An 18,933-nucleotide genomic window follows, 5' to 3' on the forward strand; every position below is an offset into this window, starting at 1 on the left:
GGGTGGGGGTGCCGCCCTTCCTTGCGTCGCGGCGCACTCAGCCGGCGTCCGGCTCAGCGGATGTCCCGCTCAGCGGCCTTCGCCGTCGGCGCGGTCCTCGGGGCGGGCGTCCTCAGCGGCCGCGTCGCCGCTGTCCTGGTCGCCGCCGTCAACGAGCGCGTCGTTTCCGGCGCTCTCGTCGGCCCCGTCGGCCCCGTCGGCCCCGTCGGCCCCGTCGGCCCCGTCGGCCCCGTCGGCCCCGTCGGCCTCGTCGGCCTCGTCGTTCTCATCCACCTCGTCGACCTGATCGAACGCGTCGACCTCGTCGAGCTCGGCGGTCTCGTCGAACGCGTCCGTGAACTCGATGCCGTCGAGCTCGGCCAGCCGGTCCGACGCGTCGGTCGACCCGTCCTTGTCCGACTCCAGGGCCTTGGCGAACCACTCGCGGGCCTCGTCCTCCCGGCCGGCCGCCAGGAGCGCGTCCGCGTAGGCGTACCGCAGCCGCGCGGTCCACGGCTGGACGGAGTGGGAGGCGAGCTCCGGCGACTGGAGGGTCACGATCGCGGCGTCCAGCTGGCCCATGTCCCGCCGGGCTCCGGCGGCCACGAGCCGCATCTCGACCTGACCGGCCCTGTCCAGCTTGTGGACCTCCGGCGCGCCTGCCATGTCCAGCGCCTTCTCGGGGCGTCCGAGCCCGCGCTCGCAGTCCGCCATGACGGGCCACAGCTCGACGCCACCGGTCATCCGCCGTGCCGCCCGGAACTCGGCGAGCGCCTCCGCGTACTTCTGCGTGGCGTACGCCGCGAAGCCGGCGGCCTCCCGTACGGCGGCCACACGCGAGGCCAGCCGCAGCGCGACCCGCGAGTAGCCGTAGGCGCCCTCCGGGTCCTCGTCGATGAGCCGGGCGACCATCACCAGGTTCTTGGCGACATCCTCTGCGAGGGTCTTCGGCAGGCTCATCAGCTCCTGCCGCACGTCCTTGTCGATCTCGTCGCCGGTGACGTCCTCGGGGATGGGCAGCCGCTTGACGGGCTCACGGTCGTGCGTGCGCTCCCCCTCCGCACGCCGGAAGCCACCGCGGTCGCGGTCGCCCCGCTCGCCCCGGCCGCCGCGGAAGCCGCCGCGGTCCCGGTCGCCGCGGAAACCGCCCCGCTCGTCGTCCCGACGGGGCCCGCGCGGCCGGTCGTCACGCCCACGGAAGCCCCCGCCACGGCGGTCGTCCCTCCGGTCGTCACGACGGTCGTCCCGCCCGCGGAACCCACCGCGGTCGTCGCGCCGGTCGTCACGCCCACGGAACCCACCACGATCGTCGCGCCGGTCGTCACGGCGGTCGTCGCGGCGCGGTGCACGGTCGTCGCGGCGGTCGTCACGGCGGTCGTCGCGACGCGGTGCACGGTCGTCGCGGGGAAGGTGCCGCCCTGGTCGCGCCGATCGTCCCGTCCGCGGTACCCGCCGCGGTCGTCGCGCCGGTCGTCACGGCGGTCGTCACGGCGGTCGTCACGCCCGCGGAAGCCGCCGCGCTCATCACGACGGTCGTCGCGCCCACGGAACCCACCACGATCGTCACGCCGGTCGTCACGCCGGTCGTCGCGCCCACGGAACCCACCGCGGTCGTCCCGCCGGTCGTCGCGGCGCGGTGCACGGTCGTCGCGGGGGAAGGTGCCGCCCTGGTCGCGCCGGTCGTCCCGTCCGCGGTACCCGCCGCGCTCAGCACGACGGTCGTCGCGCCCACGGAACCCACCACGATCGTCACGGCGGTCGTCGCGGCGCGGTGCACGGTCGTCACGCCGGTCGTCGCGAGACCACGTCGGCCGGTCGCCGGCACCCCGGAAACCGCCGCGGTCCCGGTCACGGGAGTCACGGTCGCGGACGTTCCTGTCCCGGTCGCGGTCGTCGGTCCGGCGGAACCCCGGACGGTCGTCACGGCGCTCGTCCCGACGGTCGTCACGGCGGTCATCGCCGCGGAAGCCGCCGCCTCGGCGGTCGTCGTCACGGCGGAAGCCGCCACCCTGGTAACCGCCACGGTCACGGTCGCGGACGTCGCGGTCACGGTCGTCCCGCCGGAAGGGCGGCCTTTCACCGCGCCGGTCATCACGGCGGTCGTCGCGCCGGTCGTCACGGCGGAAGCTGCCGCCTCGGCGGTCGTCGTCGCGGCGGAAGCCGCCCCGCTCGCGGTCACGGTCGCCGCGGTAGCCGCCCCGATCGCCTCCGTCCCTACGACGCGGCTCACGCTCCGGACGGTCGTCGGAGGAGTTGGTGGACATCGGTGTGGCTCCTGTCTGCGGGGTACCGCATGTCATTCTCGCGCAGTCGACGTGCCACCGCGCTTCGAGCAAAGACAACAACAAAAAAGGACCCTTGGTCCCAGCATGCACGCTGGGACCAAGGGTCCATGAAAGATTGTTCGGCGGCGTCCTACTCTCCCACAGGGTCCCCCCTGCAGTACCATCGGCGCTGAAAGGCTTAGCTTCCGGGTTCGGAATGTAACCGGGCGTTTCCCTAACGCTATGACCACCGAAACCCTAAAGGCCATCCCGCGGAGCGGGTGCTGGCAAGGGCAGCGAACAAGCACACTATTCACTTGAACAATGGTGATGTGGTGTGCCGGTGCGACTGTTCGCAACCCGGGAACCACACAGTGGACGCGAGCAACTGAGGACAAGCCCTCGGCCTATTAGTACCGGTCAACTCCACACCTCACGGTGCTTCCATATCCGGCCTATCAACCCAGTCGTCTACTGGGAGCCTTACCCCATCAAGTGGGTGGGAATACTCATCTCGAAGCAGGCTTCCCGCTTAGATGCTTTCAGCGGTTATCCCTCCCGAACGTAGCCAACCAGCCATGCCCTTGGCAGAACAACTGGCACACCAGAGGTTCGTCCGTCCCGGTCCTCTCGTACTAGGGACAGCCCTTCTCAATATTCCTACGCGCACAGCGGATAGGGACCGAACTGTCTCACGACGTTCTAAACCCAGCTCGCGTACCGCTTTAATGGGCGAACAGCCCAACCCTTGGGACCGACTCCAGCCCCAGGATGCGACGAGCCGACATCGAGGTGCCAAACCATCCCGTCGATATGGACTCTTGGGGAAGATCAGCCTGTTATCCCCGGGGTACCTTTTATCCGTTGAGCGACGGCGCTTCCACAAGCCACCGCCGGATCACTAGTCCCGACTTTCGTCCCTGCTCGACCCGTCGGTCTCACAGTCAAGCTCCCTTGTGCACTTACACTCAACACCTGATTGCCAACCAGGCTGAGGGAACCTTTGGGCGCCTCCGTTACCCTTTAGGAGGCAACCGCCCCAGTTAAACTACCCATCAGACACTGTCCCTGATCCGGATCACGGACCCAGGTTAGACATCCAGCACGACCAGAGTGGTATTTCAAGGACGACTCCACCTGAACTGGCGTCCAAGCTTCACAGTCTCCCACCTATCCTACACAAGCCGAACCGAACACCAATATCAAACTGTAGTAAAGGTCCCGGGGTCTTTCCGTCCTGCTGCGCGAAACGAGCATCTTTACTCGTAGTGCAATTTCACCGGGCCTATGGTTGAGACAGTCGAGAAGTCGTTACGCCATTCGTGCAGGTCGGAACTTACCCGACAAGGAATTTCGCTACCTTAGGATGGTTATAGTTACCACCGCCGTTTACTGGCGCTTAAGTTCTCAGCTTCGCCCCACCGAAATGGAGCTAACCGGTCCCCTTAACGTTCCAGCACCGGGCAGGCGTCAGTCCGTATACATCGCCTTACGGCTTCGCACGGACCTGTGTTTTTAGTAAACAGTCGCTTCTCGCTGGTCTCTGCGGCCACACCCAGCTCCGGCAGCACGTGCCATCACCAGACATGGCCCCCCTTCTCCCGAAGTTACGGGGGCATTTTGCCGAGTTCCTTAACCATAGTTCACCCGAACGCCTCGGTATTCTCTACCTGACCACCTGAGTCGGTTTAGGGTACGGGCCGCCATGAAACTCGCTAGAGGCTTTTCTCGACAGCATAGGATCATCCACTTCGCCACAATCGGCTCGGCATCAGGTCTCACCCTTACATGAGGGACGGATTTACCTACCCCTCGGGCTACACCCTTACCCCGGGACAACCACCGCCCGGGCTGGACTACCTTCCTGCGTCACCCCATCACTCACCTACTACCAGTCCGGTTCACCGGCTCCACCACTCCGACCTCGTCCGAAGACTCAGCCGGCGGCTTCACGGGCTTAGCATCGCTGGATTCAGCGTTGGCGCTTCAAAGCGGGTACCGGAATATCAACCGGTTGTCCATCGACTACGCCTGTCGGCCTCGCCTTAGGTCCCGACTTACCCTGGGCAGATCAGCTTGACCCAGGAACCCTTAGTCAATCGGCGCACACGTTTCCCACGTGTGTATCGCTACTCATGCCTGCATTCTCACTCGTGAACCGTCCACAACTACCTTCCGGTGCTGCTTCACCCGGCACACGACGCTCCCCTACCCATCACAGCGGGCGTTGGCCCTCATGCTGCAATGACACGACTTCGGCGGTACGCTTGAGCCCCGCTACATTGTCGGCGCGGAATCACTTGACCAGTGAGCTATTACGCACTCTTTCAAGGGTGGCTGCTTCTAAGCCAACCTCCTGGTTGTCTCTGCGACTCCACATCCTTTCCCACTTAGCGTACGCTTAGGGGCCTTAGTCGATGCTCTGGGCTGTTTCCCTCTCGACCATGGAGCTTATCCCCCACAGTCTCACTGCCGCGCTCTCACTTACCGGCATTCGGAGTTTGGCTAAGGTCAGTAACCCGGTAGGGCCCATCGCCTATCCAGTGCTCTACCTCCGGCAAGAAACACACGACGCTGCACCTAAATGCATTTCGGGGAGAACCAGCTATCACGGAGTTTGATTGGCCTTTCACCCCTAACCACAGGTCATCCCCCAGGTTTTCAACCCTGGTGGGTTCGGTCCTCCACGAAGTCTTACCTCCGCTTCAACCTGCCCATGGCTAGATCACTCCGCTTCGGGTCTTGAGCGTGCTACTCAACCGCCCTATTCGGACTCGCTTTCGCTACGGCTACCCCACACGGGTTAACCTCGCAACACACCGCAAACTCGCAGGCTCATTCTTCAAAAGGCACGCAGTCACGACGCAAGGACAAGTCCCTGCGCGACGCTCCCACGGCTTGTAGGCACACGGTTTCAGGTACTATTTCACTCCGCTCCCGCGGTACTTTTCACCATTCCCTCACGGTACTATCCGCTATCGGTCACCAGGGAATATTTAGGCTTAGCGGGTGGTCCCGCCAGATTCACACGGGATTTCTCGGGCCCCGTGCTACTTGGGTGTCTCTCAAGCAAGCCGCTGATGTTTCAGCTACGGGGGTCTTACCCTCTACGCCGGACCTTTCGCATGTCCTTCGCCTACATCAACGGTTTCTGACTCGCCCTGTTGCCGGCAGACAACAGAAGAGAGATCCCACAACCCCGCATGCGCAACCCCTGCCGGGTATCACACACATACGGTTTGGCCTCATCCAGTTTCGCTCGCCACTACTCCCGGAATCACGGTTGTTTTCTCTTCCTGCGGGTACTGAGATGTTTCACTTCCCCGCGTTCCCTCCACACTGCCTATGTGTTCAGCAGCGGGTGACAGCCCATGACGACTGCCGGGTTTCCCCATTCGGACACCCCCGGATCACAGCTCGGTTGACAGCTCCCCGGGGCCTATCGCGGCCTCCCACGTCCTTCATCGGTTCCTGGTGCCAAGGCATCCACCGTGCGCCCTTAAAAACTTGGCCACAGATGCTCGCGTCCACTGTGCAGTTCTCAAGCAACGACCAGCCACCCATCACCCCGCCACAAAGCAGCGAGTTCACTGGGGCCGGCGCATGAAGGGCAAGCAACGCTCGCACCCTCAGACACCCAACAGCGCGCCCGACCCGGCCACGTCCGAAGATCACACGTTCCACGCCCCTGACGAGGCAGTACTAGCGGTCTTCGACCCATGCACCAGGCCGAATAGTCAACGTTCCACCCATGAGCAACCAGCATCAGACACTCGCTGATGTACTGGCCCCTGACCGGGCAATGCCCGGTGAGAAGTGCTCCTTAGAAAGGAGGTGATCCAGCCGCACCTTCCGGTACGGCTACCTTGTTACGACTTCGTCCCAATCGCCAGTCCCACCTTCGACAGCTCCCTCCCACAAGGGGTTGGGCCACCGGCTTCGGGTGTTACCGACTTTCGTGACGTGACGGGCGGTGTGTACAAGGCCCGGGAACGTATTCACCGCAGCAATGCTGATCTGCGATTACTAGCGACTCCGACTTCATGGGGTCGAGTTGCAGACCCCAATCCGAACTGAGACCGGCTTTTTGAGATTCGCTCCACCTCACGGTATCGCAGCTCTTTGTACCGGCCATTGTAGCACGTGTGCAGCCCAAGACATAAGGGGCATGATGACTTGACGTCGTCCCCACCTTCCTCCGAGTTGACCCCGGCGGTCTCCCGTGAGTCCCCAGCACCACAAGGGCCTGCTGGCAACACGGGACAAGGGTTGCGCTCGTTGCGGGACTTAACCCAACATCTCACGACACGAGCTGACGACAGCCATGCACCACCTGTACACCGACCACAAGGGGGCACCTATCTCTAGATGTTTCCGGTGTATGTCAAGCCTTGGTAAGGTTCTTCGCGTTGCGTCGAATTAAGCCACATGCTCCGCCGCTTGTGCGGGCCCCCGTCAATTCCTTTGAGTTTTAGCCTTGCGGCCGTACTCCCCAGGCGGGGAACTTAATGCGTTAGCTGCGGCACGGACGACGTGGAATGTCGCCCACACCTAGTTCCCAACGTTTACGGCGTGGACTACCAGGGTATCTAATCCTGTTCGCTCCCCACGCTTTCGCTCCTCAGCGTCAGTATCGGCCCAGAGATCCGCCTTCGCCACCGGTGTTCCTCCTGATATCTGCGCATTTCACCGCTACACCAGGAATTCCGATCTCCCCTACCGAACTCTAGCCTGCCCGTATCGACTGCAGACCCGGGGTTAAGCCCCGGGCTTTCACAACCGACGTGACAGGCCGCCTACGAGCTCTTTACGCCCAATAATTCCGGACAACGCTTGCGCCCTACGTATTACCGCGGCTGCTGGCACGTAGTTAGCCGGCGCTTCTTCTGCAGGTACCGTCACTTTCGCTTCTTCCCTGCTGAAAGAGGTTTACAACCCGAAGGCCGTCATCCCTCACGCGGCGTCGCTGCATCAGGCTTTCGCCCATTGTGCAATATTCCCCACTGCTGCCTCCCGTAGGAGTCTGGGCCGTGTCTCAGTCCCAGTGTGGCCGGTCGCCCTCTCAGGCCGGCTACCCGTCGTCGCCTTGGTGAGCCGTTACCTCACCAACAAGCTGATAGGCCGCGGGCTCATCCTGCACCGCCGGAGCTTTCCACCACCATCAGATGCCTGAAGTGGTCGTATCCGGTATTAGACCCCGTTTCCAGGGCTTGTCCCAGAGTGCAGGGCAGATTGCCCACGTGTTACTCACCCGTTCGCCACTAATCCCCACCGAAGTGGTTCATCGTTCGACTTGCATGTGTTAAGCACGCCGCCAGCGTTCGTCCTGAGCCAGGATCAAACTCTCCGTGAATGCTTCCCGGTGATCCGGGTCAACACTCGCGTTGAGCGGAACCGGGAGAGGAATAGTCTCCCGGTTCACAGCGTCCTCGCTGTGTTTTTCAAAGGAACCTCGTCTCCAAGAGACGGGGTTATCAACATATCTGGCGTTGACTTTTGGCACGCTGTTGAGTTCTCAAGGAACGGACGCTTCCTTCGTACTCACCCTCTCGGGCTTTCCTCCGGGCGCTTCCCTTCGGTGTTTCCAACCTTACCAGATCCTTTTCCCGTTCCGTTTCCGGTTCGGATTTCGTTTCCGGTGGCCGTTGGAGGGCCTTTGCCTTTCGGCGCCCCGCCACTTTAGCGGATTTCCCTTGGGGCTCCTAATCGAGGCCCGGTCCACGCCCGGCGTACGTTTCCGGCGCACCGGAAACGACCCCGTTCGAGGGGGAGATTGCTTGATGGTGGGGTTGGCCGCTCCGGGGTGCTGATACAGCGTCCCCCGGCTCTTGCGGCTCGGTCGAGCTTAGGCGGTCCGCCGTCCGGCGTCAAGCCTTCCTCTTGCGGGGCGTGTGGGCCCGGTACGGGCTGACCGTCGGGTCGCCGTCGATCCAGAAGCGCCAGGGGTGCACGGCGCCCGCACCTCCCACCCCGGTGCGGGGTCCGCTGCGCACGGAGGCGGGCGCGGCGGGGGTGCCGGCCAGGACGGACAGGGGGGAGGCGGGGCCCGCGCAGGCGTCCGCGCCGTCCAGGCTGCGGTCGACGTCCAGGGCGGTGGCGAGACGCGCGGGGCCCTTGGCCAGCTCGCGGTCGTACTTCGCCGAGGTGCGGCGGTGCCGGGCCAGGTCGTGGCCGACCCGGATCTCCCCCGCGCGCAGCAGGACGCCGGCGGCGGTGCCCTCGGCGCCGCAGACCAGGTTCAGGCAGTGCCACATCCCGTACGTGAAGTACACGTACACGTGTCCCGGCGGGCCGAACATCACGGCGTTGCGTGCGGTACGGCCCCGGTAGGCGTGGGAGCCGGGGTCGGCTTCGCCGGCGTATGCCTCCACTTCCGTGAGGCGGAGCTCGATGGGGCCGTCGTCCGTCATCCGTACCAGGGTCCGGCCCAGCAGATCGGGGGCGACGTCCAGCACGGGGCGGTCGAAGAAGTCCCGGGGCAGCGGCGTACGGTCGGGGCTCTCGATCATGTTGGACGAGCGTACTGGCGCCGGGCGCGGAAACGGCTACGGTCTGCGGAACCGGCTACGGTCTACCCTCCCCGCGTGCGTACCCGCACGCGGGGAAGAGCCGACACGTACTACTAGGAGTGGACATGGGCTTCAAGAAGCTGCTCGCGAGCCTGGGAGCGGGCGGTGGGAACGTCGAGACGGTCCTGACCGAGCCGAACGTGGTGCCCGGCGGCGTCGTTCAGGGCGAGGTGCGGATCGAGGGCGGTTCCGTCGACCAGGAGATCCAGCACCTGTCCATGGGGCTCCAGGCCCGCGTCGAGGTCGAGGGCGGGGACCAGGAGGTGAAGCGGGACATCGAGTTCACCAAGGTGCAGCTCGGCGGCGCCTTCACGCTGCGGGCCGAGGCGGTGCACGTGCTGCCGTTCAGCCTGGAGATCCCGTGGGAGACGCCGGTGACGAGCATCGCCGGGCAGCAGCTGCGCGGGATGGAGATCGGGGTGACGACGGAGCTGGCCATCGCGCGCGCCGTGGACTCCACCGACCTGGACCCGGTCCACGTGCACCCCCTGCCGGCGCAGCAGGCCATCCTCGACGCGTTCATCCAGCTGGGCTTCCGCTTCAAGAACGCCGACATGGAGCAGGGGCACATCCGGGGGACGCGGCAGAAGCTCCCCTTCTACCAGGAGATCGAGTTCCTGGCGCCGGCGCAGTACCGCGGGCTGAACGAGGTCGAGGTGTCGTTCGTCGCCGACGAGCGGGAGATGGACGTCGTGCTGGAGATGGACAAGAAGGGCGGGATGTTCACCGAGGGCAGCGACTCGTTCCGGGCGTTCGTGGTGCAGCACGCGGGCTTCCAGAACACGGACTGGCCGGCGTACCTGCACCAGTGGCTCGCCGACGTCGGCGGCAAGCGCAACTGGTTCTAGGCTCGGGGGCGTCGGGCTTCACAGCGAATCGGAGGTTGTTACGTGGCCGAGGCGAAGAGGGCTCCGCTCCCTCATGACTTCCACCCGCCCGTGCCGTCGTTCACCGTGGTGAGCGACGATGTCGCGCCGGGTGCGACGCTGGCGGACGCGCAGGTGTACGCAGAGGGGAACACCTCGCCGCACCTGCGGTGGGAGGGGTTCCCGGCGGAGACGAAGAGTTTCGCCGTGACCTGCTTCGATCCGGACGCGCCGACCGGCAGCGGGTTCTGGCACTGGGTGCTGTTCGACATCCCGGCGTCGGTGACGGAGCTGCCCGCGGGCGCCGGCGGCGGGAAGTTCGAGGGGCTGCCCGAGGGCGCGGTGCACGTCCGCAACGACTACGGGTCGAAGGACTTCGGTGGTGCGGCGCCGCCGCCGGGGGACGGACCGCACCGGTACGTGTTCACGGTGTACGCCGTGGACCAGGAGAAGCTGGGGCCGGACGACGACGCGTCGCCGGCCGTGGTCGGCTTCAACCTGCGGTTCCACACGCTGGCGCGTGCGCAGCTGGTCGGTGAGTACGAGAACCCCGCGGCAAGCTGAGAGTTCGCCTGCTGTTCGCCCGCCCCTGGTCTGGCAGAGAGCGGGGGCGGGCACCTTTTTATTGCGTTGTCCTGCCCCATGCGCAAGGCCAGAGTTGAGCCAGAGCCCGCCAGGGGGTGGGCGGCACTCTGGAGGTGGGCACCCATGCGGGACACGCTGGTACTGAACGCGAGCTTCGAGCCGTTGTCGACGGTGTCGCTGAGCCGTGCGGTGGTGCTCGTCCTCCAGGACAAGGCCGTCGTGGAGCAGGCGCACCCGGAGCTGCGGGTGCGTGCCGCGGCGGTGGAGCTTCCGGTGCCCCGGGTGATCAGGTTGTGCCGGTACGTGCGGGTGCCGTTCCGAAGACAGGCCCCGTGGTCGCGGAGGGGTGTGCTGGTGCGGGACCAGCACCGGTGCGCGTACTGCGGTGGGCGGGCGACGACGGTGGACCACGTGGTGCCCCGGTCGCAGGGCGGTGCGGACAGTTGGCTGAACACGGTGGCGTCGTGCGCGCAGGACAACCACCGCAAGGCGGACCGTACTCCTGAGGAGGCGGGAATGCCGTTGCTGCGGCAGCCGTTCGTGCCCACGCCGGCGGACGCGATGCTGCTGGCGCTGCGGGCCGCCGACCGGGACGGGCTGCCGGAGTGGCTCGGCCGGGTGCAGGCGGCCTGAGAGTGCCCTGGCCCGCCCCGACGCGGTGTCGGGGCGGGTGCGCTGTCAGCGGGTGGTCAGTTGGACGATGGCGGCGCTGCCGACGGCGACGATGACCACGCGCAGGACGGTCGGGGGCAGGCGGCGGCCGATGCGGGCGCCGAGCTGGCCGCCGATGGTGGAGCCGGCGGCGATGAGGGCGACGGCCGTCCAGTCGAACTCGGCGGCGAAGACGAAGAACAGGGCGGCGACGCTGTTGACGACGGCGGCCAGGACGTTCTTGACGGCGTTGAGGCGCTGGAGGCTGTCGTCGAGCAGGATGCCCATGAGGGAGAGGTAGACGATCCCCTGGGCCGCGGTGAAGTAGCCGCCGTAGACGCTGGCGAGGAGCAGGCCGGCGAAGAGCATCGGGCCGCCGTGGGCGGGCAGTTCGGTCCTGCCCGTGCGGTCGCGGCGGGCCTGTACGGCCCGGGTGATGCGCGGTTGGAGGACGACGAGGACGAGGGCGAGCGTGACCAGGACGGGCACGATCGTCTCGAAGGCGGTGGCCGGCAGCTGGGTGAGCAGGAAGGCTCCGGCGAGCCCGCCGATGGCCGCGGCGATGCTGAGGCGCAGGATGCGGCTGCGCTGGCCGGTGAGTTCGGCGCGGTAGCCGATGGCGCCGCTGATGGAGCCGGGGATCAGGCCGAGGGCGTTGGACACGGTGGCGGTGACCGGGGGGACGCCGGTGGCGAGCAGGACGGGGAAGGTGATGAGGGTGCCTGATCCGACGATGGTGTTGATGGTGCCGGCGCCGATGCCCGCGGCGAAGACGGCGAGCATCTCCCAGGTGGTCATGTGTACGCCCCCGTGCGTGGTCGGTGGTGGGTGCACCGATCATGCACGAGGGCGGGGCGGCCGGTCGACGGGGGGCCGGGGGTGGGACGCGGGCCGGTCAGTCGACGCTGGGTTCCTCGCGGCGCTGCTCCTTGATGTGGAAGCCGGAGGTGCCGTTGCCCATGTTGCCGAAGGCGCCGGAGAGGCCCTTGAGGGCGTCGCCGATCTCGCTGGGCACGATCCAGAGCTTGTTGGCGTCGCCTTCGGCGATCTTCGGAAGCATCTGGAGGTACTGGTAGGACAGCAGCTTCTGGTCGGGGTCGCCCGCGTGGATGGCTTCGAAGACGGTGCGCACGGCCTGGGCCTCGCCCTCGGCGCGGAGAGCGGCGGCGCGGGCCTCGCCCTCGGCGCGGAGGATGGCGGACTGCTTCTCGCCCTCCGCGGTGAGGATGGCGGACTGCCGGATGCCCTCGGCGGTGAGGATGGCCGCGCGCTTGTCGCGGTCGGCGCGCATCTGCTTCTCCATCGAGTCCTGGATGGAGGTGGGCGGTTCGATGGCCTTGAGTTCGACGCGGTTGACGCGGATGCCCCACTTGCCGGTGGCCTCGTCGAGGACGCCGCGGAGGGCGGCGTTGATCTCCTCGCGGGAGGTCAGGGTGCGCTCCAGGTCCATGCCGCCGATGATGTTGCGGAGTGTGGTGACGGTGAGCTGCTCGATCGCCTGGATGTAGCTGGCGACCTCGTAGGTGGCGGCGCGGGCGTCGGTGACCTGGTAGTAGATGACGGTGTCGATGTTGACGACCAGGTTGTCCTGGGTGATCACCGGCTGGGGCGGGAAGGGGACGACCTGTTCCCGCAGGTCGATCCGGTTGCGGATCGTGTCGATGAACGGGACGACGATGTTGAGGCCCGCGTTGAGCGTGCGGGTGTAGCGGCCGAACCGCTCGACGATGGCGGCGCTGGCCTGTGGGATGACCTGGATCGTCTTGATCAGGGCGATGAAGACAAGCACCACCAGGATGACCAGGACGATGATGACGGATGGCATCGTGTTCCCCGTGCCCTTCGCTGCCGGTTGGTTTCGATGATCGATTTTTCCAGACGGCGGGCCGCCGTGCGCGGTGGTTCGGTCGTTTGACCGCTGTGCGTCACATGACGACGGCCGTGGCCCCGTCGATCTCGACCACGTCGACCTGTTCGCCGGGTTCGAAGACCTGGTCGGCGGCGAAGGAGCGGGCGGACCAGACCTCGCCGGCCAGTTTGATGCGCCCGCCGTCGCCGTGGACCCTTTCCAGCACGGTGGCCTGACGGCCCTTCAGGGCGTCGACGCCGCTGGCGTGCTCCGGTCGGCCCGCGCGGTGCCGTGCGGCGATGGGCCGTACGACGGCGAGCAGGGCGACGGAGACGACGACGAAGACGATGATCTGGGCCGGTACGCCGAAGCCGAGTCCTGCGGTGACGGCTCCTGCGACGGCTCCGATGGAGAACATGGCGAATTCCGGCATCGCGGTGAGGACGAGGGGAATGCCCAGTCCGACCGCGGCGATCAGCCACCACACCCATGCGTCGATGTCCACGTCGTCATGGTAAGTGCGGTGGCGCGGCGGGGACCAGGGTGCGAAGGGCCCGGTGGTTCCGGGCCCTTCGGTGCGCGGGGGCGGCGTCTGCCTGCGGCGGCGAAGCGGCGGCGGAAGCGGCGTCAGCCGAGGGGCAGGCCCTGGGCGGTGTAGCGGTCGCCCATGCGCTCGACGACCAGGGGCAGGCCGAAGCAGCGGGACAGGTTGCGGGAGGTGAGATCGGTCTCCAGCGGGCCCGCGGCCAGCACCTTGCCCTGACGGATCATCAGAACGTGGGTGAATCCGGGCGGGATCTCCTCCACGTGGTGGGTGACCATGATCATGGAGGGTGCGTACGCGTCGCGGGCGAGGCGTCCGAGCCGGCGGACGAGGTCCTCGCGGCCGCCGAGGTCGAGGCCGGCGGCGGGCTCGTCGAGGAGGAGCAGTTCGGGGTCGGTCATCAGGGCGCGCGCGATGAGGGTGCGCTTGCGCTCGCCTTCGGAGAGGGTGCCGAAGTTCCGGTCGAGGAAGCCGGACATGCCGAGGCGGTCGAGGAAGGCGCGGGCGCGTTCCTCGTCGACGGTGTCGTACTCCTCCTGCCAGCCGGCCGTCATGCCGTACGCGGCGGTCAGGACGGTCTGGAGGACGGTCTGGCGCTTGGGCAGCTTCTCGGCCATGGCGATGCCGGCCATGCTGACGCGGGGGCGCAGGTCGAAGACGTCGACCTTGCCGAGCTGCTCGCCGAGGATGCGGGCGGTGCCGCGGGTGGGGAAGACGTAGGTGGAGGCCACGTTGAGGAGCGTGGTCTTGCCGGCGCCGTTGGGGCCGAGGATGGCCCAGCGCTCGCCCTCCTTGACCGACCAGGAGACCTCGTCCACCAGAGCGCGTCCGTCGCGGACCACGGATACGTCCACCAGCTCCAGTACATCGCTCATGAGCGCGTTGTCTCCCCTTGCGGTCGAGTCTTCGTCGTCGTTGCCCGTGCCCGGTCGCTGCGGCGTCGCGCAGCGCTGTGCGGTGGGTGCGGGTTCCCAGGGAAAACCTACGCCACCCATGACCGGGGCCGTACGCGGAGGTGCCTGGTACCTAGGGTGGGGGCATGCTTTCGGAACCACGATCAGGACGGTTGGCCGCATGGGGGAACGCCCTGCTGGCCGGGTTGGTGTCGCCCGACGAGGCGGTGGTCGCGGTCGTCGGGGACGACGCGGTGCACCGGGTGGAGGGCGTGCCGGGGGAGGCGGGGCCGGTCGGGCTCACGCTGGCGCTGGGGCGGCTGCGGTCGCTGGGGGTCGCGGGGTGGCGGGTGGCGCTGCCGGCGCCGGGGCACCCGCTGGGGTTGAGCGGGCCTCCGGAGTTCAACGCGCGGGCGCTGGAGGCTCAGGAGGCGGTCGTCGGGTACGGGGCGGGGTTCGGCCTCGTACCGGAGGTGACCGAGGCGGGGCCGGCCGGGGACCTGCACGTGGAGGTGGTGTGGCACTGCCTGCCGGTGCGGGAGGCGCCGCCGGCGGACGTGCCGTCGCTCGGTGAGGCGGAGCGGGAGCTGGCGGAGGCGCTGCGGGAGGCGACGGTGGTGCTGACGCGGCTGAACGTGGCGGGGTCGGGGCCGGTGGCGGAGGCCGCGCTGGACGCCTACCGGGCGCGGGCGCACGCGGGGCGGGAGCTGCTGGCGCCGGGGTATCCGGGGCGCGCGGTGCGGGTGCTGGAGCTGGCGCAGCGGGTGGGGCTGCTGATGCGGTTGGCGTTCGAGGGCGGCCACGGGGGCGCGGTGAGCGCGTCGGAGATGGCGGCGCGGGCGGCGGCCCTGCACCCGGTGGAGCGGGTGGCGCGGCGGGCGCAGGTGGCTGCGTTCAACGCGTACGTGGAGGAGCTGGAGCGCGGGCGCTCCTGAGCGCCGGGGCGGCGGGGTCAGGGGGCGGGTGTTCGGCGGCCGGGCTCGGCCGGGCGGCGTGCGGTACGCGGGCGGACCGGGCGCCGGTCGGCGGCGGGTGGGGGCGGCGTGCGGACTTCGGGGAGGGGCGGGTGGGGGCGGAGGGGGCAGCCGGGCTGTGCCGTGGCGCTCCGGCGCCGCGAGGCGGCCGAGCTGATCGCCGAGGCGGACAGGGGTGCGCCCCCCAGGTGGGGCCTGGGGGGCGCGGGGTCCTGCGGGGAGCCGTCAGTGGTTGACGGAGGCGTTCCCGTAGGCCGGGTTCAGGGCGCCGATGACGGTCGCGGTGTTGCCGCTGACGTTCACCGGGACGTTCACGGGGGCCTGGATCAGGTTGCCGGAGCCCACGCCCGGGGAGGTGACGGCCGCACCGTCGGCGTGCGCACCACCGGTGGCGGAAGCGGCACCTGCGGCGGCGGCCACCAGCCCACCGGCGACCATGGTGACAGCAGCGGCCTTCTTCAGGTTCTTCACTGGAAAATTCCTCCTAGCCATCACTGCGGCAATCGCCGCAGCGTCGCCATGGAGAACGGCCGCCCTCCCCCGAGGTTGCGCCGTCCGGGTGACATCCACCCGACGGTATGAATCTTCGATGGCACGACAACCCTCTCGTCCTACCGTCGTGTGGTGCCGGTGCGCCTCCCCGGTGTCCGTGTTTCAGCTGGTGAGGCCGTGGCGTACGGCCCAGAGCGCGGCCTGCGTGCGGTCCGCGAGGTCCAGCTTCATCAGGATGTTCGACACGTGGGTCTTGACGGTCTTCTCGGACAGGACGAGGGCGCGGGCGATCTCCCGGTTGGAGCGCCCGTCCGCGATCAGGCCGAGGACCTCGCGCTCCCGCTCCGTCAGGGAGCTTCCGCGCCCGCCGGCCCCGCTGCCGTTCTCCTCCTGGGCGAGCAGGGCCCCGGCCACCTCCGGCTGCAGGAGGACGTGGCCCGCGTGGACCGAGCGGATCGCCCCGGCGAGCGCGTCGGGGTCGATGTCCTTGTAGACGTACCCGGCGGCGCCCGCGCGCAGGGCGGGGACGACGGTGCGCTGCTCGGTGAAGCTGGTGACGACGAGCACGCGGGCCGGGTTGCCGCGCTCCCGCAGGTTCCTCAGGGCCTCGATGCCGTCGGTGCCGGGCATCTTCACGTCCATGAGGACGACGTCGGGGCGCAGCTCCTCGGCGCGGGCGACGCCGTCGGCTCCGTCGGCGGCCTCACCGACCACTTCTATGTCGTCCTGGACCTCCAGGAACGTGCGCAGTCCGCGGCGGACGACCTGGTGGTCGTCGACCAGCAGGACCCGGATGACCGTGTCAGCCACCGGGGACCTCCATTTCGATCGTGGTGCCCTCGCCGGGCGCCGCGTGGACGGTGAGTCTGCCGCCGACCCCTCCGGCGCGGTCCCGCATGGAGACCAGGCCGAGGTGGCGTCCCGCCCGGTGGACGGCGCCCGGGTCGAAGCCGCGGCCGTCGTCGGTGACGGTGAGCAGCGCGCCGTGCCCCAGGCGGGTGAGCCGTACGGCGACGTGCTCGGCCCCGGAGTGGCGCAGCGCGTTGTGGAGGGCCTCCTGCGCGACGCGCAGCACCGCCTCCTCCTGGGCGGCGGGCAGGGCCCGCAGCACCCCGGCGTGGAAGGTGACGCGCGCGGTGTGGGCGCGGTCGAGGACCTGGACGTGGCTGCGGAGGGTGTGGACGAGGCCGTCCTCGTCGAGTGCGGCGGGGCGCAGCTCGACGACGGCGGCGCGGAGCTCGTCCGCGGCCTCGGCGGCGAGGGCGGCGATCTGCTGGAGCTCGCCCTTGGCGCGGGCGGGGTCCCGGTCGACGAGCCGGGTGGCGGCCTGGGCGGTGAGGCGGAGGGAGAAGAGCTTCTGGCTGACGGCGTCGTGCAGCTCGTGGGCCAGGCGGGAGCGCTCCTCGGCGATGGTGAGCTCGCGGCTGCGCTCGTACAGGCGGGCGTTGGTCAGGGCGATGGCGGCGTGCTGGGCGAGGATGCCGAGCAGTTCCTCGTCCTGGGCGGTGAAGCCGCAGCCACCGTCGGGTGCGGGGCTGCGCTTGTTGGCGAGGAACAGGGCGGCGATGGTCTCGTCGCCGTCCCGCACGGGCAGGCCGAGGAAGTCGGACATGTCGGGGTGGGCGGAGGGCCAGCCCTCGAAGCGGGGGTCGTCGCGGACGTCGGCGAGGCGCTCGGGCTTCTCGTTGTGGAGCATCGCCGCGAGGATGCCGTGCTGGCGGGGCAGCGGGCCGATGGCGCGCCACTGCTCCTCGCTGACCCCGTCGACGACGAACTGGGCGAAGCCCCCGTGGTCGTCGGGGACGCCGAGGGCGGCGTATTCGGCGTCGAGGAGCTCGCGCGCGGAGACGACGATCGTCTTGAGGACGTCGCGGACCTCCAGCTGTCTGCTCATCTCCAGCAGGGCGGTGCTCACGGCGGCGAGGCCCGAGCGCGGTCGGTCGGTCATGCGTTCACGTTACCCACGGGGGGTGACCGTCCGTATCCGCCTGTGGACGGCGGAGGATGCGTCGCAGGTCCTAGGCCCGCGCCGCCCGTGCGGCGGGCCGTGGAGCCGTCCCCGTGCCGGACACGGGAGGGCCCTTCACCGTGTGCATTGCGGTGGCAACGCATGGTGAGACCGTTACGCGGCCGATGTGAGCCCGCGCATAGGACCCAGGTCACTTACGAAGGGGGCTAGTAGCCGCCGTAAGGACGGGATCAAGGCTGGTGGGGCGGGTGGGTCGACCGTCCCTTCGGACTCGCGGGAGGGCGCTGATCCACTACCCGGGGTCGTACGTCACAGCTTTGCCAGCCGATTTTGCCGCCGCTAAGAATTGCCGACGTTGCCCGCCAGCAGGCGCCGCGCCGCCCGGCGTGCGACTTCCGCGATTCGAAGAGGTACGACCGCATGTCCCCGTCCAGCATCCCCGGCCTCAGCCGTCTCAAGAAGAACCACAAGCTGTCCCTGGCCGGCGTCGCCGCCGTGGGCGCCGCCGCCGTCACCTTCTCGCTGGTGCCCGCCGAGGCCTCCGAGGCCGAGGTCCGCGAGGTGGCCGCCGCTCCGGCCGCCTGGAACGGCTACGCCATCGCCGAGCTGCAGCAGAGCGTCGAGGGCCAGCAGTCCACGATCGAGCTGAAGGCCGCCGCCGAGGCCAAGGCGAAGGCCGAGGCCGCCGCCAAGGCCAAGGCGGAAGCCGCGGCCGCCAAGGCCAAGGCCGAGGCGGAAGCCGCCGCCAAGGCGAAGGCGGCCGCCAAGGCCAAGGCCGCCGCCGAGGCCAAGGCCAAGGCGAAGGCGGAGGCCGAGGCCAAGAAGCGGGCCGCCGCCAAGGCCGCCGCCAGCCGCGCCGCCGCCCGCAAGCCGGTCTACGCGAACAACCTCGACGGCTGGATCCGCGAGGCCATGGACATCATGAAGAAGCAGGGCATCCCGGGCAGCTACCACGGGCTGCACCGCAACATCATGCGGGAGTCCAGCGGCAACCCGAGCGCGATCAACAACTGGGACATCAACGCCCAGAACGGTGTCCCGTCGATCGGTCTGCTCCAGGTCATCAAGCCGACCTTCGACCACTACCACTGCCCGGGCACCAAGAAGAGCCAGTACGACCCGGTCGCCAACATCTGCGCCGCCGCGAACTACGCCGCGGACCGGTACGGCTCGATCGACAACGTCAACGGCCCCTACTGACCGGCGGCCTCCCCGGGATCCTCCTGACACGCCGAAGGGCGGCACCCCGTGCGGGGTGCCGCCCTCGGTGTCGTCGCGGCGGACGCCGCGGTGTGCGC

15 protein-coding genes and 3 rRNA genes are annotated in these 18,933 nt (G+C 68.3%); 5 read left to right on the plus strand and 13 right to left on the minus strand.

Features of this window, described 5'->3' with window-relative positions:
* Positions 1 to 69 precede the first annotated feature (69 nt).
* From L6E17_RS03745 to L6E17_RS03770, 6 genes are all read right to left on the minus strand, one after another.
* Positions 70 to 954 (minus strand): tetratricopeptide repeat protein, encoded by an 885-nt coding sequence (locus tag L6E17_RS03745; protein WP_236239301.1) that lies wholly within the window; start codon positions 952 to 954, stop codon positions 70 to 72.
* The gene (locus L6E17_RS03750) at positions 939 to 2,243 is read right to left on the minus strand and encodes a hypothetical protein (protein WP_236239302.1); all 1,305 of its coding nucleotides are present in this window, start codon (positions 2,241 to 2,243) and stop codon (positions 939 to 941) included. Before L6E17_RS03750 ends, L6E17_RS03745 begins: the two co-directional genes overlap by 16 nt.
* 138 nt (positions 2,244 to 2,381) lie before the next feature.
* A 5S ribosomal RNA gene (gene rrf / locus L6E17_RS03755) occupies positions 2,382 to 2,498 on the minus strand.
* Positions 2,499 to 2,633: 135 nt separating this feature from the next.
* Positions 2,634 to 5,756 (minus strand): 23S ribosomal RNA (locus tag L6E17_RS03760).
* Between the two features lie 314 nt (positions 5,757 to 6,070).
* Positions 6,071 to 7,596 (minus strand): 16S ribosomal RNA (locus L6E17_RS03765).
* Together the 16S, 23S and 5S rRNA genes form the textbook arrangement of a ribosomal RNA operon.
* 514 nt (positions 7,597 to 8,110) lie before the next feature.
* A complete protein-coding gene (locus tag L6E17_RS03770) occupies positions 8,111 to 8,752 on the minus strand; it encodes a DNA-3-methyladenine glycosylase (protein WP_236239303.1) in 642 nt (213 codons plus the stop codon).
* 125 nt (positions 8,753 to 8,877) lie between these two features.
* Between L6E17_RS03770 and L6E17_RS03775 the strand changes: the two genes are divergently transcribed.
* From L6E17_RS03775 to L6E17_RS03785, 3 genes are all read left to right on the plus strand, one after another.
* A complete protein-coding gene (locus L6E17_RS03775) occupies positions 8,878 to 9,660 on the plus strand; it encodes a sporulation protein (protein ID WP_236239304.1) in 783 nt (260 codons plus the stop codon).
* A 42-nt stretch (positions 9,661 to 9,702) separates the two neighbouring features.
* Positions 9,703 to 10,242 (plus strand): YbhB/YbcL family Raf kinase inhibitor-like protein, encoded by a 540-nt coding sequence (locus L6E17_RS03780; protein ID WP_236239305.1) that lies wholly within the window; start codon positions 9,703 to 9,705, stop codon positions 10,240 to 10,242.
* Between the two features lie 144 nt (positions 10,243 to 10,386).
* Complete coding sequence (locus L6E17_RS03785) at positions 10,387 to 10,896, plus strand: HNH endonuclease (RefSeq protein WP_236239306.1); 510 nt, start codon at positions 10,387 to 10,389, stop codon at positions 10,894 to 10,896.
* Positions 10,897 to 10,941: 45 nt separating this feature from the next.
* Here the strand turns inward: L6E17_RS03785 and L6E17_RS03790 are convergent, their stop codons facing one another.
* From L6E17_RS03790 to L6E17_RS03805, 4 genes are all read right to left on the minus strand, one after another.
* Positions 10,942 to 11,712 carry a sulfite exporter TauE/SafE family protein gene (locus L6E17_RS03790; RefSeq protein ID WP_236239307.1) on the minus strand — a complete coding sequence of 257 codons (771 nt, stop codon included), beginning with the start codon at positions 11,710 to 11,712 and terminating at the stop codon, positions 10,942 to 10,944.
* Positions 11,713 to 11,809: 97 nt separating this feature from the next.
* Positions 11,810 to 12,739, minus strand: coding sequence for an SPFH domain-containing protein (locus L6E17_RS03795; protein WP_236239308.1), 930 nt, complete (start codon positions 12,737 to 12,739; stop codon positions 11,810 to 11,812).
* 100 nt (positions 12,740 to 12,839) lie between these two features.
* Entirely contained in the window at positions 12,840 to 13,268 is a 429-nt protein-coding gene (locus tag L6E17_RS03800) for an NfeD family protein (protein ID WP_236239309.1), read from the minus strand.
* 122 nt (positions 13,269 to 13,390) lie between these two features.
* Positions 13,391 to 14,182, minus strand: coding sequence for an ABC transporter ATP-binding protein (locus L6E17_RS03805; protein WP_236239310.1), 792 nt, complete (start codon positions 14,180 to 14,182; stop codon positions 13,391 to 13,393).
* 164 nt (positions 14,183 to 14,346) lie between these two features.
* On the opposite strand from L6E17_RS03805, the gene L6E17_RS03810 reads away from it, so the two are divergent.
* Positions 14,347 to 15,135, plus strand: a complete 789-nt coding sequence (locus tag L6E17_RS03810) for a hypothetical protein (RefSeq protein WP_236239311.1) — start codon at positions 14,347 to 14,349, stop codon at positions 15,133 to 15,135.
* A gap of 264 nt (positions 15,136 to 15,399) precedes the next feature.
* Here L6E17_RS03810 and L6E17_RS03815 read toward each other — a convergent pair whose 3' ends face one another.
* The 3 genes from L6E17_RS03815 to L6E17_RS03825 all read right to left on the minus strand — a co-directional run bounded on the left by L6E17_RS03815 (position 15,400) and on the right by L6E17_RS03825 (position 17,614).
* Positions 15,400 to 15,645 (minus strand): chaplin, encoded by a 246-nt coding sequence (locus tag L6E17_RS03815; RefSeq protein WP_236239312.1) that lies wholly within the window; start codon positions 15,643 to 15,645, stop codon positions 15,400 to 15,402.
* Between the two features lie 183 nt (positions 15,646 to 15,828).
* Positions 15,829 to 16,476 (minus strand): response regulator transcription factor, encoded by a 648-nt coding sequence (locus L6E17_RS03820; protein WP_236239313.1) that lies wholly within the window; start codon positions 16,474 to 16,476, stop codon positions 15,829 to 15,831.
* Complete coding sequence (locus L6E17_RS03825) at positions 16,469 to 17,614, minus strand: GAF domain-containing sensor histidine kinase (RefSeq protein WP_236239314.1); 1,146 nt, start codon at positions 17,612 to 17,614, stop codon at positions 16,469 to 16,471. The genes L6E17_RS03820 and L6E17_RS03825 overlap by 8 nt, the downstream gene beginning before the upstream one ends.
* A gap of 441 nt (positions 17,615 to 18,055) precedes the next feature.
* On the opposite strand from L6E17_RS03825, the gene L6E17_RS03830 reads away from it, so the two are divergent.
* Complete coding sequence (locus L6E17_RS03830) at positions 18,056 to 18,835, plus strand: transglycosylase SLT domain-containing protein (RefSeq protein WP_236239315.1); 780 nt, start codon at positions 18,056 to 18,058, stop codon at positions 18,833 to 18,835.
* The last annotated feature ends 98 nt before the right edge of the window (positions 18,836 to 18,933 follow it).

The organism is Streptomyces sp. CC228A, assembly GCF_021390935.1.
Lineage (GTDB): Bacteria > Actinomycetota > Actinomycetes > Streptomycetales > Streptomycetaceae > Streptomyces.

Coding starts and splice junctions, on each gene's coding strand:
- L6E17_RS03750 (WP_236239302.1), bottom strand. CDS start 2,243: ATGTCCACCAACTCCTCCGACGACCGTCCGGAGCGTGAGCCGCGTCGT.
- L6E17_RS03770 (WP_236239303.1), bottom strand. CDS start 8,752: ATGATCGAGAGCCCCGACCGTACGCCGCTGCCCCGGGACTTCTTCGAC.
- L6E17_RS03775 (WP_236239304.1), top strand. CDS start 8,878: ATGGGCTTCAAGAAGCTGCTCGCGAGCCTGGGAGCGGGCGGTGGGAAC.
- L6E17_RS03785 (WP_236239306.1), top strand. CDS start 10,387: ATGCGGGACACGCTGGTACTGAACGCGAGCTTCGAGCCGTTGTCGACG.
- L6E17_RS03790 (WP_236239307.1), bottom strand. CDS start 11,712: ATGACCACCTGGGAGATGCTCGCCGTCTTCGCCGCGGGCATCGGCGCC.
- L6E17_RS03795 (WP_236239308.1), bottom strand. CDS start 12,739: ATGCCATCCGTCATCATCGTCCTGGTCATCCTGGTGGTGCTTGTCTTC.
- L6E17_RS03805 (WP_236239310.1), bottom strand. CDS start 14,182: ATGAGCGATGTACTGGAGCTGGTGGACGTATCCGTGGTCCGCGACGGA.
- L6E17_RS03810 (WP_236239311.1), top strand. CDS start 14,347: ATGCTTTCGGAACCACGATCAGGACGGTTGGCCGCATGGGGGAACGCC.
- L6E17_RS03825 (WP_236239314.1), bottom strand. CDS start 17,614: ATGACCGACCGACCGCGCTCGGGCCTCGCCGCCGTGAGCACCGCCCTG.
- L6E17_RS03830 (WP_236239315.1), top strand. CDS start 18,056: ATGTCCCCGTCCAGCATCCCCGGCCTCAGCCGTCTCAAGAAGAACCAC.